At 66.4% G+C, this 14399-nt stretch carries 11 protein-coding genes; 7 read left to right on the forward strand and 4 right to left on the reverse strand.

The features are described from left to right. The first annotated feature begins 23 nt into the window (after positions 1-23). From FJ443_RS09720 to FJ443_RS09745, 6 genes are all read left to right on the forward strand, one after another. Positions 24-542 (forward strand): AraC family transcriptional regulator, encoded by a 519-nt coding sequence (locus FJ443_RS09720; RefSeq protein ID WP_140663686.1) that lies wholly within the window; start codon positions 24-26, stop codon positions 540-542. A gap of 196 nt (positions 543-738) precedes the next feature. Then, positions 739-5142 (forward strand): YadA-like family protein, encoded by a 4404-nt coding sequence (locus FJ443_RS09725; RefSeq protein WP_140663688.1) that lies wholly within the window; start codon positions 739-741, stop codon positions 5140-5142. 7 nt (positions 5143-5149) lie between these two features. Continuing rightward, a complete protein-coding gene (locus FJ443_RS09730; protein ID WP_140500091.1) occupies positions 5150-5737 on the forward strand; it encodes an invasion associated locus B family protein in 588 nt (195 codons plus the stop codon). A 13-nt stretch (positions 5738-5750) separates the two neighbouring features. Next, positions 5751-6437, forward strand: coding sequence for a hypothetical protein (locus tag FJ443_RS09735; RefSeq protein ID WP_181174394.1), 687 nt, complete (start codon positions 5751-5753; stop codon positions 6435-6437). 50 nt (positions 6438-6487) lie between these two features. Further along, a complete protein-coding gene (locus FJ443_RS09740) occupies positions 6488-6955 on the forward strand; it encodes a DUF4189 domain-containing protein (protein ID WP_140663690.1) in 468 nt (155 codons plus the stop codon). 58 nt (positions 6956-7013) lie between these two features. Further along, on the forward strand, positions 7014-7637 hold the full coding sequence (locus FJ443_RS09745) for an invasion associated locus B family protein (RefSeq protein ID WP_224706057.1): 624 nt from the start codon (positions 7014-7016) through the stop codon (positions 7635-7637). Between the two features lie 18 nt (positions 7638-7655). On the opposite strand, the gene FJ443_RS09750 is transcribed toward FJ443_RS09745, so the two are convergent. Further along, positions 7656-9641, reverse strand: coding sequence for an ABC transporter ATP-binding protein/permease (locus tag FJ443_RS09750; RefSeq protein ID WP_140663692.1), 1986 nt, complete (start codon positions 9639-9641; stop codon positions 7656-7658). A gap of 296 nt (positions 9642-9937) precedes the next feature. On the opposite strand from FJ443_RS09750, the gene FJ443_RS09755 reads away from it, so the two are divergent. Continuing rightward, positions 9938-10378 carry a hypothetical protein gene (locus FJ443_RS09755; protein WP_140500175.1) on the forward strand — a complete coding sequence of 147 codons (441 nt, stop codon included), beginning with the start codon at positions 9938-9940 and terminating at the stop codon, positions 10376-10378. Positions 10379-10426: 48 nt separating this feature from the next. Here FJ443_RS09755 and FJ443_RS09760 read toward each other — a convergent pair whose 3' ends face one another. The 3 genes from FJ443_RS09760 to FJ443_RS09775 form a co-directional block, all read right to left on the reverse strand. Continuing rightward, entirely contained in the window at positions 10427-11407 is a 981-nt protein-coding gene (locus FJ443_RS09760; RefSeq protein ID WP_140663694.1) for an ABC transporter permease, read from the reverse strand. Between the two features lie 229 nt (positions 11408-11636). After that, a complete protein-coding gene (locus FJ443_RS09770) occupies positions 11637-12608 on the reverse strand; it encodes an ABC transporter permease (RefSeq protein WP_140663696.1) in 972 nt (323 codons plus the stop codon). Continuing rightward, positions 12605-14155: a sugar ABC transporter ATP-binding protein gene (locus FJ443_RS09775; RefSeq protein WP_140663698.1), complete on the reverse strand. Its 1551-nt coding sequence runs from the start codon at positions 14153-14155 to the stop codon at positions 12605-12607. The genes FJ443_RS09770 and FJ443_RS09775 overlap by 4 nt, the downstream gene beginning before the upstream one ends. Positions 14156-14399 lie beyond the last annotated feature (244 nt).

Below are 14399 nucleotides of genomic sequence, written 5' to 3' on the forward strand. Positions count from 1 at the left end.
CGATCACATGAGCGGGGCTGGCGATGCGGGCCCGCTTCGATCAATCACGAATTGTTTTTCGGGGGAACGGGGAGGGAGGCCTCGGGTTGAAGTTCATCTTGGAAATATCGGGAGGCCGAAAAATGCCGGGCGCTGATGGTCCCCCCGGATCGGTTTCCGGAGCCAATTCGGCCCGGCAGCCGCTGCTCAACGTGAAGGGCGGGCTTTCCGTCCGCAGTGCGCGCAAGGTGCAGGAGTTCCTGAACGAGAACTTCTCGCGCAAGCTGGCGCTTGCCGAAATGGCCGCCGTCTGCGGATTTTCATCGTACCACTTCGTGCGCGCCTTCTCCAAGACGTTCGGCATGCCGCCGCATCAATATGTTCTCGATCTCAGGCTGGACTTCGCGGAAAGACTTCTTGCCGACAGCCGCATGACCATCGCCGACATCGCCCATCTCAGCGGGTTTTCGAGCCAGAGCCACTTCACCACCATGATGAAGAAATACCGGCAGATGACGCCGATGCAGGCGCGGGCGGGCAAGTTTAACGCAAAGATTAGATGAAGCCGCGCTCTCGTCATTATTTGATTACTTGATTTTAAAGCAGTTGCTAAGGTAACGAGCCGTTAACCTCCGCGTATATGCTCGTATCTTTTCTCACAAGACAGCAATTTCGTGAAATACCGCGAAGGGGAATCATGTCTTCCTGCTGTGGAGTGGAAGTGTCAGACATTTCGTGCCGGCCAGCGGAGAGGGAACCATGACCGACAATCATATTTCGGGCGGCCATATTTCGGGCGGCTCGCTCCTTGTTCAGCGCCGTGCGGCGCATTTCGCCAGTCACTGGATCGCGAATGGCGATCCTCGGTCCCGTTCGGCCCGGCGCCGCTTGATGGCGGTCCTGCGCATGGCGCATCGTGCGCTGGGCATGGGGCGCAAGCGCTTGGGGCTGGGAACGCTGGGCGTCGGCGGGGCGCTCGGGACAGCCGTGACGCTGGGCGCCTTCGCGATCGGCATGGCCGCGACGCCGGCTCAGGCGCAATATCAGGCCGGCGGCGGTTCGGCGACCGCTCCCGAGGCCATCGCGGTCGGAAACGGCTCAAACGCCAGCCTTAACTGGGCCATAGCGCTCGGCTTCCAGGCCCAATCGACGGCGCAATACGGCGTCGCCATTGGTCGCACCGCGTCGGCCACGGGCACCGGCGGCGCAGTGGCGATCGGCTCCGGTACGATTTCAAACAATATCAACACGGTAGCGATCGGCGTCGCCGCGGGTGCCACTGGGGCCGGGGCCAGCGCGCTGGGCACCAACGCCCAAGCTTCGGGAGGGAACTCCACCGCAGTCGGTGTCAGCGCCACGGCCAGCAACAACTATGCGTTCGCCGCTGGCTACGGATCCGTAGCCAGCGGGCTGCGCAGCACTGCGATTGGGCAGTTCGCAGGGGCGTCCGGGCTGGATGCTGTTGCACAAGGCACCAGCACCGTTGCGAACAGCCAAAATGCCGTCGCCGTCGGCTTCCAGTCGACCGCAACCGCGATAAACGCCGTCTATCTCGGCTCGCGCACCGCTGCCGGGACGGGAGCCTTGGCCCAGAGCGCCATTGCTATCGGTACGGACGTGACGGCGTCTCAGGTCGACACCACCGCAATCGGACGCCAAAGCAAGGCAACGGGAACGGGCGCCACGGCGATGGGTAAGAACGCCAGCGCCTGGGGCAACCAGTCCATTGCATTCGGTGTGGGCGCGCAGGCAGGCGTGCAGGCCGACACGGCCGTGCCCAACAGCATCGCCATCGGCACCAGCGCGCTTGCGAATAAGAACAACGCGATGGCGCTCGGCACACTGGCCAATGCCACGGAGGACGGTGCCATCGCCATGGGCTCCTCTACCAACGCGACAGCCACGCAGGCCGTGGCGCTTGGCGTTTCCGTCAACGCCACTGGCGCCGGCGCCACCGTGGTGGGCAGCGCAGGCTCCACTGCGTCCGGCGCCTACTCCATTGTGGTAGGCGCCACCAGTACCGCCAGCGGAGCCAATTCCATCGCCATCGGCCCCTCGACCAACGCGACGGCGGCTAACACCATCGCCTTGGGCGCCAGCGCCAAGGCGGATTCCGCCGAAGCGGTCGCCATGGGCACCAATGCGGTAGCGACCGGCGGCAAGGCCGTCTCCATCGGCTCCGGCAACACCGCCTTTGGCGACGGCGCGGTCTCGATCGGCGACCCGAGCTATGCCAGCGGCACCGGCGCCTTCACCGGCGGCGCCAACAACATCGCCAACAGCGACGGCACGGCGACCGCCACCGCGGCCAACATGGCCAACGGCGCCGTCGCGATCGGCAACAGCAACAAGGCGATCGGGCAGGGCTCGGTCGCACTGGGCAACGGCTCGACGGCGGGCGCGGCCGGCCTCGCCGGAAATGTCGCGCTCGGCGATGGCGCGACGGCGGCGGCAAGCTCCGGCGACGTGGCGCTCGGCTCGGGCTCGGTGACCACCACGGCGGTCGGCACGGCCAGCGGGGTGGTCAACGGCACCACCTACGCCTTCCAGGGCACCAACCCGACCTCGACGGTCAGCATCGGCGCGGCCGGCGCGGAACGCACCATCACCAACCTGGCGGCTGGGCGGATCAGCGCGCTCTCGACCGACGCCATCAACGGCTCGCAGCTCTTCGCCACCAACCAGGCGGTCGATGCCATCGGCGCCGTCGTCAACAACATCAATGTCGGCGGCGGCATCAAGTATTTCCATGCCAACTCGACGCTGGCGGATTCGCAGGCGCTGGGAGCCGATTCCGTCGCTGTCGGCCCGAATGCGGTCGCCAACAATGCCGGCGATGTCGCGATCGGCCTGAATTCGACGTCGGGCGCCACGACCAATGTCGGCGGCACGACGATCGGCGGCGTCAACTATACCTTCGCCGGCGGCACGCCGGCGGGCGCCTTCTCGGTCGGCTCGGCCGGCGCCGAGCGCCAGATCCAGAACGTCGCGGCCGGACAGTTGAACGGCGGTTCGACCGATGCCGTCAACGGCTCGCAGCTCTTCGCCACCAACCAGCAGGTGACCCAGAACACGACCGACATTGCCAATATCGGCGCTGGCGTGACCAATCTCGGCAACACGATCAACAACATCACCGGCGACACGTCGACCGTCTTCACCGACGCCAATGGCGAAGGCATCCGCTATGCCCGCACCAACGAGTTCGGGCTGGCGCAGACCGATTCCTTCGCCCAAGGCGTCGGTTCCACGGCGGTCGGCTACAATGCGACCGCGACCGGCGTCAGCGCGCTGGCGCTCGGCCGCGACAGCAATGCCAGCATCGACGGCGGCGTGGCGCTCGGCTCGGGTTCGCTCTCCGATCGTCCGATCGCTCCGGCTACCGGGCAACTGCCCGCCGGCCCATCCAACTTCATCCAGTACAACACCACCGACAAGGCGCTGCTCGGCGCCGTTTCGGTCGGCAACGCCACCTCCTACCGGCAGATCACCAATGTCGCCGACGGCACGCAGGACCAGGACGCGGTGACGGTGCGCCAGCTCGCGGGCGCCATCGCCGCCGTGTCGGCCACCTCGACCAAGTATTTCCATGCCAATTCGGTGGCGGCCGACTCGCTGGCGGTCGGCGCGGAATCGGTCGCGGTCGGTCCGACCACGGTCGTCAACGGCGATAACGGCATCGGCATCGGTAACGGCGCCATCGTCGACCAGACGGCGCCCGGCGGAACCGCCATCGGCCAGAACGCCCATGTGATGCTGGCGGACGGCCTGGCCTTCGGCACCAATTCGCTCGCCTCCGGCATCCAGTCGGTGGCGCTCGGCGCCGGCGCGCAAAGCACCTTCATCAACAGCGTGGCGCTGGGCGCGCAGTCCATCACCTCGGTCGGCGCGCAGGCCGGCTACGCGGCCTTTGCCCTGACCGCCCCGCAGACCTCGGTGGGCGAGGTGTCGATCGGCGACGCCGGAGCTGAACGCAAGCTCACCAATGTCGCGGCGGGCTCGGCCGACACCGACGGCGTCAACGTCTCGCAGCTGCGCGGCGTGTCGCAAAACGTGACCAACCTGTTCGGCGGCACCACCACGCTCAACCCCGACGGCTCGATCACCGGGCCGACCTACACCGTCCAGGGCAACACCTACACGACCGTCTATGACGGGCTCACGGCGGTCGACAATGCCTTGACCACCATCAGCAATGGCGGCGGCATCAAGTACTTCCACGCCAATTCGTCGCTGGCCGACAGTATCGCCGGCGGCACCGACGCCGTGGCGATCGGACCCGAAAGCGTGGCGAGCGGCAACGACAGCCTGGCCGCCGGCCATGGCTCTACCGCTACCGGGACGGGCGCCGTCGCGCTCGGCCAGGGCGCGCAGGCCAACAACGCCAACGATGTGGCGCTCGGCTCCGGCTCGGTGACGCAGAGCGCCGTCGGCACCTCCAGCACCGTCATCAACGGCAAGACCTATGCCTTTGCCGGCACGACGCCGACCGGAACAGTCAGCGTCGGCGATGCCGGCGCGGAGAGGACGATCACCAATGTCGCTGCCGGACGGATCGCCGCCGACAGCACCGACGCGATCAACGGTTCGCAGCTCTTCGCCTCCAACCAGGCGATCGAGGCCCTGCAAACGGGCGTCGGAAATCTCAACCAGAATGCGGTGACCTATGACACGCAGGGCGGCGCCAAGACGAACACCATCACGCTGCAAGGCGGCGACGTCAACGCGCCGGTCGTCATCTCCAATGTCGGACCCGGCGTCGCCGGCACCGACGCGGTCAATGTCAACCAGCTGACCAAGGGCCTGGACACCGCCATCAGCACATCCAACAGCTATACCGACAAGGTGGCGGCCACGACCCTGCAACAGGCCAACGACTATACCGACCAGAAACTCGGCCAGCTGAATTCGGACATCAGCGGCATCCGCGACGAAGCCCGGCAAGCGGCGGCAATCGGCCTCGCCGCCGCCTCGCTGCGCTACGACGACCGTCCCGGAAAGCTGAGCGTCGCGGCGGGCGGCGGCTTCTGGCGGGATGCCAGCGCCTTTGCCTTCGGCGCGGGCTACACCAGCGAGGACGGCCGCATCCGCGGCAATGTCTCGGGCACGGCGGCGGGCGGAAATGTCGGTGTCGGCGCCGGCCTGAGCTTCACGTTGAACTGAGGCGGGAATGAACGGGGCAACCAGCCGTCATGCCCGGCTTTTCCTCCTGACCTGCCTGGCGCTTGCCGGCGGCCTGTCCTTGGCCGCCGGGCCAGCCGCCGCGCAAGCGACCGCGCCCTACAGGATCAAGCCGTCCGACGTGGCGGTGCCGCCGGATGTGAAGCTGGGCCAATACCAGCGCACCATCCGGCCCTTCGAGAACTGGACGCTGATCTGCGACGAGAACCTCAAGGCGCGCAAGAAGGTCTGCAATGTCTCGCAGGTGATCGAGGACGGGGCCGGCAGGATGGCCTTCAGCTGGTCGCTCGCGGCCACGCAGGACGGCAAGCCCTACATGATCCTGCGCACCGCGCCGAACGCCAAAAGCGACGGCCTGGTGTCGCTGAAGTTCGACGGGCGCGACCCGATCGACGTCCACTTGAACGGCTGCAACGAAGTGGTCTGCGTCGGCATGCTGCCGGTGGGGCCCGTCATGCGCCAGCAGATAGTGCAGAAAGCGACGCCGGCCATCTCCTACCCGACCGTCGACGGCCAGACGATTACCGTGACCGCAACGCTCAAGGGGCTGTCCGAGGCCCTTGCGCCAATCAAATAACCGAGGCAGCACCGTGAGCCAGCAAGACCCGTCCATCTCCCCAGCGCGCGGCCCGAGCGTGGAGCCGGACCGCAAGAGGATCGTCGAGCCCGATCGCAAGAGGGGCGCCGAGCCGCAGCGGCGGTGGCCGCGCGTCCTGGGCTTCTCGCTGCTGGGGCTGGCCATGATCGGCATCGGCTTCGCTGCCGCCAACTATGCCGCGATCGCCGGTCTCGTCGGCACCCCGACGGCCGCACAGGCCGGGATCGCGCCGCCCGCATTGCCGGACTCGCCCTTCCTCGAACATGTCAAACAGGCCGGGGTGCAGGCCTGCTCGACGATCTTTCCTGTGCTCGGACAGGTGCTGACGACGGGTTCTAAATACAGCGTCAAATCCTTGTGGAACGACCAGGCCGCCGACAAGCACGCCGTGCAGGCCCTCGTCGGCATGGATTATGCGACGGAAAAATACAGCGGACCGGCCGCCGGCGTGGTTTTCGCATCGCCCACCGCTTCCGGCTGCGAAGGCGCGATGGTGCGGGTGGCGCCGTTCGCCAGCCCGTGTTCGGAGATCCCGTCCGTTCTTCCGCAAGGCAGCAAGATCACCGACCATCTCGGCCAGGTCGAAGTGTACGAGCTGGGCGGCAATTCGGGCGAAGCGCTTCTGCTGCCGACCGGCAATAGCTGCGTGGTGATTTCCATCGCGTCGGCGTCGAAGTGAGACAACGGGATAGGCGAATGGGCGAGGGCTCCTGGAAAGGATTGCAGACCATGAAATCGCGACGTCTGGCAGCTTTGTGCATGGCCCTGCTGTGGAGCGGGCAGGTTGTCTCGGCCGACCTTGTGGCGCCGCCGGAGCCGGAGCCGAAGGAGGAAAAAGGCATCTGGGGGGCGATCGCCTATTCCAGCATCGATACCAAGCACGGCTTCTTCTGGGGCGCCGACAAGCGCCAGGAGGCGAAGGACGCCGCGATGAAATATTGCGAGAACGCCGGCGGCAAGGGCTGCACTGTTGTCACGGTGTTCCGCAATCATCGCCATTGGACAGACGACGACGAGACGGGCTTTCCCTACAAGCACTGCGGCGCCCTGGCCGTGGCTAAGGAGAAGCAGAGCGACCGGCTGACGCCGTGGGGCGCGAACTCCGCCGAGACCCGCAAAGACGCGGAAGATCTCGCTCTGCATGCCTGCGAGGCGGCGGGAACCGAATGCAAGGTCCGCGAGTGGGTCTGTACCTGAAGCGCGCCGCGCTCACACGGCGCGCTTTGGAATTGCTTTTGCACGCTGCGTGAGGCAGATGACCATGCCCGCGGCCCCGAAAATCCCATCCGGTTTTCGGGGCCATGCGCGTGAACCCCGAAAGAGAAAGTCGCCATCGTTGTTTGACAGATTTGTTCTTCTGAAGGCGGCCGCAATCTGCGCGGTGGCCCTGGCTGCATCGAGTGCCTGTGCGCAACAACAGCAGGCGGCCACGCTTCCAAACGGCGCGTCGTCGCTCCAGGAGACCTATCAGGACTGGAGCCTGGCCTGCACCATCCAGGACAATGCACGCGCCTGCTCGGTTTCGCAGGACCAGACGCAGAAGAACGGCCAGAGGCTGCTGGCCGTGGAGTTGCGCGCGGGGCCGAAGGGTGGATTGACCGGAACCCTGCTTCTGCCTTTCGGCATCCTGTTCGACCCAGGCGTGACGATCCAGGTCGACGACCAGCCGCCCCTCGGCCAGTTGCGGTTCCGCACCTGCCTGCCGAACGGATGCGTGGCGCAGTTTCCGATCGACCGGGCGCTGGCGCAGAAGCTGAAGGCGGGCGGCGTATTGACGCTCAACGTCGTCACCGACGCCGAGACCAAGCTCAACTTCCCCGTCTCCCTGAAAGGCCTCGGCGCCGCCCTCGACCGCGTCGCGGCGCTGAGCGGGCGCTGAGGCGGGACGAAGTCGGCTTTAGTCCAGCTCGCGCGGCCTTTGGGCCGCAGCGCCGGAGCCCCACAAGGCGCGCCTGAGCAGGTTCCGTCCGCCCTTGCGCGGGACAAGATTAATATCGCTGACAAGCTTTGCGCCGCCCTCGCGCCGCTCCAATGTGATCTTACGGCTGTGGAAGGCTTCCAGCTCGGCGCGATGCGCCACACTTATGATGGTCACCTTCGGCAATTCATGGATGACCGTCTCCATCATCTTGTCCTGGCTCTTCTCATCGAGCGCCGAGGTCGCTTCGTCCAGAACGACGATATCGGGATGGTGCAGCAGGAGGCGCGCGAAGGCGAGCCGCTGCTTTTCGCCACCCGACAGGGTCTGGTCCCAGGGCGCGTCTTCCTCGATCCGGTCCTTGAGATAATCGAGCCCCACCTTGTCGAGGGCGGCGTTGATCTTCTCCAGCGTCCAGTTCTCGGCGGCGGCCGGATAGGCGACCGCGCGGCGCAGCGTCCCGGAGGGGATGTAGGGACGTTGCGGCAGCATGAACAGCCGCCTGCCGGGGTGGAAGTCGACGCTGCCGCCACCCCACGGCCAAAGGCCCGCGACGGCCCGCACCAGCGTGCTCTTGCCCGAACCGGATTCGCCGGCCACCAGCACCCGCTCGCCAGGCTCGATCTCGACCTCGGTTTCCTTGACCACGCCGGTGCCGTCGTCGAGCGATACCGAGAGATTGTCCAGGCTGAGCATCGCACCGTCTTCGGTTTCGCCGTGCCTGATGCGGCCCAGCGCGTCGCTGCGTTCGGCGCGCTCCAGCCCGTCAAGCGACATCATCAGCGAGGCAATACGCCGTGCCGAGGCGTTCCAGTCGGCGAGGCGGGGATAGTTGTCGACCAGCCATCCGAACGCGGCCTGCACGATGGCGAAGGCTGAGGCAGCCTGCATGATCTGTCCAAGTGTCATGCTGCCTTCGAGAAATTTTGGCGCGCAAAGCAAGATCGGCACGACCGGTGCAAACAGGCTCGACCCCTGCGACACCAGCGCCGTGCGCATGTGCTGGCCTGTCAGCAGCGCCCATTGCCGGAGCACCGTGCCGAACGTCTTGTCGATGCCGCTGCGCTCCTCCTCCTCGCCGCCGAGCAAGGCGATGCTCTCGCCGTTTTCGCGCACGCGCGTCAGCGTGTAGCGGAAATCGGCTTCCGCCTGGTTCTTCTGCTCGGAGAGCCGCACGAAATGGCGGCCGATGACCACCATCGAAGTGGAGGTGATGGCGGCGTAGATCACCGCGGTCACGACCAGGAAGCCGGGAATGGTGACGCTCCAGCTTCCGATCGGCAAAGTCAGCGCCCCGCCGATCGTCCACAGCACCACGATGAAAGTGGAGGCCGACAAAAACGCGTTGATCACGCCGGAGATGAAATCGACGGGCGATTCCGTGGCGATCCGCAAATCCTCCGCGATGCGTGCCTCGGGGTTCGTGTGGTCGCCGCCCACGAGGTTCAGCTGATAGTAGCGGCCGCTTGCGAGCCAGCGCGCGATGATGGCGGTGGTCGACCAGGAACGCCAGCGGCGCTGGATCGTCATGCGAAGGTAGACTTGCGCGACGACAAGGCTTGCGCTTCCAACCACCAGCGGCGGGAACACGGCGCTGAGCACATAGACGGTGTGGGCGTTGCGCTGCTCGATGGCGTCGAAGATCGAGCGGTTCCAGATGTTGATCCCATACTGGAAGCCGACATTGATGCATATCAGCATCAACAGCCCGAGCGTGAACGGCCAGGCCAGCTTGTCGCCGCGCGTGCTCCAGTAGCCGCGCGCGCTGATCCAGAAGCGCCTCAGCAGGTATCGCTTGCGCGCCTGCTCGGCCTCCTGCGGCGTCAGCTCCGGACCGGGTTCGATGGCCCCGGGCGGTGGCGCAGCCTCGCCCACGACCTCGGACGCAACTTCGACTGTCGAGGCCTTCTCCTGGTGCGACTTCTCTGCCTTGCGCCGCCTGGCGCCGTCGACCGTTTTCGGCATGAGTTCAGCCTCGGATGTAACGGCGACAACGGCCTAAAAATCAAAAAGTTTCACCAGGCCCGCTCCAGACGGCGCCATGGGTCTCCCCGTGCTCCCCTGCTCGACCCGCGATGCCGCCAGCCGCCGCTGGACAATTCGCCAGCCGGCGGGCCCGTTTAGCGACGGTCTCCTCGCAGCCGGAACGAGACCGTGTGCTTGGAACCAATGATGGGCGAGACTGTTTAGCCATGAACTTCGATGCGACGCCGACGTCCCGGCCCGGTCGGGTGAGCAGCGACCTTGAGGAGCCCCTTGTCATGAAGATTTCGTCCAGATTTCGTTCAGTCGCCATCGCCGTGATCACTGCCGCGGGCGTTGGCTTTGCCAGTGTCGCGCACGCCGACACCGGAACGATCCGCTTCTCCATCTACAAGGCGGCCTTCTTCATCGGCGGCGCCGGAGGCGAGGGCACGCTGACCTTCCATGGCCGCCGGTATCCGATCTCGGTCGGCGGCATTTCGGGCGGCCTCGCCTTCGGTGCCTCCAAGACCTATTTCCGGGGCACCGTGCGCCATATCAAGCGCGCCCGGGACGTGACGGGTGTGTACGGCGCGGCGGGCGGCGGCGGCGCGCTCGGCAAAGGCGCCCAGGTGATCGTCATGACCAACGACAAGGGCGCCCAGCTCGAGCTCACGGGCAGGCAGGTAGGGCTGCAAGTCAACGCCGATCTCAGCGGCATGAGCATCACGGTGAAGTGAGGGCGATCACTGCGTCGGTGTTTCCAGGGATGAGCCGGCGGCCCCTCCCTACCGCTCCTCCACGATCCGCAGATAGGCCGCCGTCACGAACAGCACGATCAGGCCGAACAGGATCCTTCTTGCCCCCTCCGGCATCTGCAAAATCGTCAGCAGCGTCGTCAGCACGGTCAGGATCAAGGCGCCGATGATGGTGCCGGTATAGCCGCCGCGGCCGCCGAAGATGGAGGTGCCGCCGATGACGGCGGCGGCCACGGAGGGCAGCACCAGCGGTTCGGCGAGGGACAGGGAAGGGGCCTTGATCAAGCCGATATAGAGCAGGCCGGTGATGCCGGCGAGCAGGCTGGAGAGGACGTAGAGCGCGGTGATGACCTGCCAGTAGCGCACGCCGGAAAGGCGGGTCGCGCGCTCATTGTCGCCGACGGCGTAGAGCAGGCGGCCGAAACCGGTGCGGTTCAAGCCGAAGACGATCAGCACCGCGACGGGGACGAACAGAAGCAGCGCGTTGGGAAACCCTGCGGTCACGCCGGTGCCGAGCCAGGCGAGGAAATCGGGGATCTTGGCGCCCGAGGCGATCACCGTGCGTTGATAGACCTGCAGGAAGCCGGTGCCGATCAGGCTGGTGCCCAGCGTCATGATCAGCGGATGGACGCGGAAGACGCCGACGCCGATGCCGTTGACGAGGCCGATCAGCACCGCCGGCATCATCGCCAGGAGGAAGGCCACGGCTGGGTCCTGGTTGACGGCTTGCGTAGCCATGATGAAGGCGCTCATCGTCGCCACCGTGCCGACAGAGAGATCGATGCCGCCGGTCAGCATGGTCATGGTCTGGCAGCCGGCAAGGATCGCCAAGGGAATGGCGAATTTGATGGTGTTGGCGATCCAGCGCTCGTTGACGATGCCGGGGCGCAGGATCTGCAAAATCACAACCAGGATGACCAGCAGGATGACCAGCGGAATCAGCGGCCGGTCGGCCATGAAGCGTTTGACGCGGCGGCCGAAGGGGACGGGTGTGATCGCTGACGTGCTCATGGGGTGGCTCTTGTCTGCAAATGTAGCGCCCTACGGCGGCCCCCTCTGTCCTGCCGGACATCTCCCCCTCCAGGGGGGAGATCGGATGGGGTGACGGCTTTCGCAAATTGTCGGCGTTGCAAGAACGAGCGAGACGCCGAAGCTGCCAATCTCCCCCCTTGAGGGGGAGATGTCCGGCAGGACAGAGGGGGGCCTCGTAGAGCGCTGCGCCACATTTCACGCCCACTCATCATTGCCGCCCCCGCATCGTAATGAAAGCCCCGAACATCACCACGGCGACCATGATCAGGCCCTCGATGATGGCGGTGACGTTGGGATCAATGGCGAGCAGGGTGAGATCGGTGCGCACCAGGCGCAGCACGAAGACGGCGACGATGGGGCCGAGCAGGCCGCCCTTGCCGCCGCCCAGCGCCACGCCGCCCAGCACCACGGCCGCGACGCTGGCGAGCAGATAGGGGCCGGGAATAGGAGCGCCGATGCCGGTGCTCATGGTCAGCGCCAGGCCGCCCATGGCCGCGAACAGGCCCGACAACGCATAGGCGATGATGCGGGTGCGCTTGACCGGCACGCCGCTGCGGAACGCCGCCAGCTCGCTCGAGCCGATGGCGTAGATGGACAGGCCGAGGCGCGAGCGCCTCAGCGGTATCCAGACGATGCAGAGGCAGATGATCAGCACCAGCAGAGCCTTCGGCAGCCAGGCGTCGATGTTCTGCGGCAGGCCGGGTATCGGGACCGTGCCTGAAATCATCGCCTTCAGCCATTCGGCGGCGGCGCCGCCCGGCGCGCCGAGCACAAGAAGCGCTGCCCCTTGCAGCACGAACAGCATGGCGAGCGTCACCACGATGTCGGGGACGCGGGTGACGACAATGAGCAGGCCGTTGAGCGCGCCGAGCACAAAACCCATGGCCAGTACGAAAGGCACCACGAACAGCGCGTATTCTTCCGAGGCGCTGGCCATCATCGAGGCGGCGGTGACGCTGGTCAGCGCCATCATGGCGGCGACCGACAGGTCGATGCCGCCGGCGATGACGACGACGGTCTGCGCGGCCACGGCAAAGGCGTAGGGCAAGACGGCGCGCGCCAGCGAGCCGAAATCGCCGCTGCCATAGCCGGGCTGGATCAGCTTGGTGACGACGAACAGCACGACGAGGAGGGCGAACAGGCCGGCGACCCAGCCCTGGCGGCGCAGGAGATGGCTCATGGCGTCGCCTCCGGTGCATCCGGGGTATTTGCTGTGGGGTCCGCCAAAATGCCGACATCGGCCTTGGCGCCGCGCGGCAGGCCGTAGGCGGCGCGCATCAGTGCCGGCTCGTCCGCCTCCTCGACCGGGAAGATATCGACGACGCGGCCGCCGAAGATGACGATGACGCGATCGCAGACGCGCTGCACCTCTTCGAGTTCCGAGGTGTAGAACAGCACCGACTTGCCGTGGCCGGCGAGCTCGCGCAGCAATTTATAGATCTCCTGCTTGGTGCCGACATCGATGCCGCGCGTCGGGTCGAAGCACAGGATGGTGCGGGCATCCGCCGCTATCCAGCGGGCGATGGTCACCTTCTGCTGGTTGCCGCCGGACAGGCGCTGCACCTCGCCTTGCGCGCGGGTGTCGATCTGGAGGCGCGCGATGGCGCTCGCCACCGTGGCGCGCTCCTTGCGCATGGCGATCGGCCCCCAGTTGCGCAAGGCGGCGCTGAAGGGCAGCGCGATGTTCTCGCGCACCGAGCGCTGCATGGCGAGGGCCTCGGAGCGGTCGCCCGGCACATAGGCGATGCCGGCGCGGATGGCGTCGATCGGATGGGTGAATTTCGCCGGCTGGGCGTCGACCTCGATCGTGCCGCCGGACGGTTTGATCGAGCCGGCAAGGGCGGCGAACAATTCATCCTGGCCCTGGCCTTCGAGCGCGACGACGCCGGCGACCTCGCCGTCGGCGAGATCGAAGGAGACGTCGTTGAGCTTGGTGCCGACACGCAGATTGCGCACGGCGAGACGCGGGCGGACAGGGGCCGACGTGGCGGCCTGGCCGGCGGCGCGGGCTGCCATCTTGGTCTTCTCGATGCGGGCGCCGAGCATCAGCTCGACGATCTTTTCCTCCACGCCGGGCTCGATGTCGAGAACGCCGACGGTCGCGCCGTCGCGCAGCACGGTGGCGCGGTCGCAGAGCGCCGAAATCTCGACGAAGCGGTGCGAGATGAAGATCACGGCGCGGCCGCTGTCGCCCTGGCGACGCACGACTTCCAGCACTTTTTCAGCGAGGTTGGCGGGGAGCGCCGCGGTCATCTCGTCGAGCAGCAGCACGTCGGGCTCGACGGCGAGCGCCCGCGCCAGATCGAGCACGCGCAGCACCGCCAGCGGAATGTCGCGCGCGGTGTCGCGCAGGTCGAGGTCGGGAATACCAAGTTCGTGCACCCAGGCACGGAACGGCTCGACGGGCGTGCCGGTGAGCCGCAGATTGGACAGTATGTCGAGATCGGGGATCAGCGACGGTTCCTGGTAGACGGGCAGAAGGCCAGCGCGGCGCGCGGCGGCGGGCGAGCGTATGTCACGCGCCTCGCCACGGATCAGCACGCGCCCGGCCGAGGCAGGAACCGCGCCGGTCAGGATCTTCACCAGCGTCGACTTGCCGGCGCCATTGGCGCCCATCAGGGCATGCACCTCACCCGGCAGCACGGACAGCGACGCGTCGCGCAGCGCGGCAACCGCACCGTAATTCTTGGCGACGCCGGAGGCGTCGAGGAGGGGACTGGTGGTCAAATTGCTGTCCGTATCAGAAACTCAATTGCTGGCGCTCTACGGCGCCCCCCTCTGTCCTGCCGGACATCTCCCCACAAGGGGGGATTGGCCGTAACTTCGGCTTTCGCCAATTTTCAACGTGGCAAGACGAGAGCCGGCGCCGAAACTGCCAATCTCCCCCCAAATGGGGGAGATGTCCGGCAGGGCAGAGGGGGGCGCCGTAGAGCGCTAACCTATCAAACCTTTGGTTGGCGAGGACGGCAAA

The sequence above is a fragment of the Mesorhizobium sp. B2-6-1 genome (assembly GCF_006440475.1).
Taxonomy (GTDB): domain Bacteria; phylum Pseudomonadota; class Alphaproteobacteria; order Rhizobiales; family Rhizobiaceae; genus Mesorhizobium.

What these genes read in the sequence shown, in the direction of transcription:
- FJ443_RS09720 (WP_140663686.1), top strand. Translation starts at nt 24, where the DNA reads ATGCGGGCCCGCTTCGATCAATCACGAATTGTTTTTCGGGGGAACGGG.
- FJ443_RS09725 (WP_140663688.1), top strand. Translation starts at nt 739, where the DNA reads ATGACCGACAATCATATTTCGGGCGGCCATATTTCGGGCGGCTCGCTC.
- FJ443_RS09730 (WP_140500091.1), top strand. Translation starts at nt 5,150, where the DNA reads ATGAACGGGGCAACCAGCCGTCATGCCCGGCTTTTCCTCCTGACCTGC.
- FJ443_RS09740 (WP_140663690.1), top strand. Translation starts at nt 6,488, where the DNA reads ATGAAATCGCGACGTCTGGCAGCTTTGTGCATGGCCCTGCTGTGGAGC.
- FJ443_RS09745 (WP_224706057.1), top strand. Translation starts at nt 7,014, where the DNA reads ATGACCATGCCCGCGGCCCCGAAAATCCCATCCGGTTTTCGGGGCCAT.
- FJ443_RS09750 (WP_140663692.1), bottom strand. Translation starts at nt 9,641, where the DNA reads ATGCCGAAAACGGTCGACGGCGCCAGGCGGCGCAAGGCAGAGAAGTCG.
- FJ443_RS09755 (WP_140500175.1), top strand. Translation starts at nt 9,938, where the DNA reads ATGAAGATTTCGTCCAGATTTCGTTCAGTCGCCATCGCCGTGATCACT.
- FJ443_RS09760 (WP_140663694.1), bottom strand. Translation starts at nt 11,407, where the DNA reads ATGAGCACGTCAGCGATCACACCCGTCCCCTTCGGCCGCCGCGTCAAA.
- FJ443_RS09770 (WP_140663696.1), bottom strand. Translation starts at nt 12,608, where the DNA reads ATGAGCCATCTCCTGCGCCGCCAGGGCTGGGTCGCCGGCCTGTTCGCC.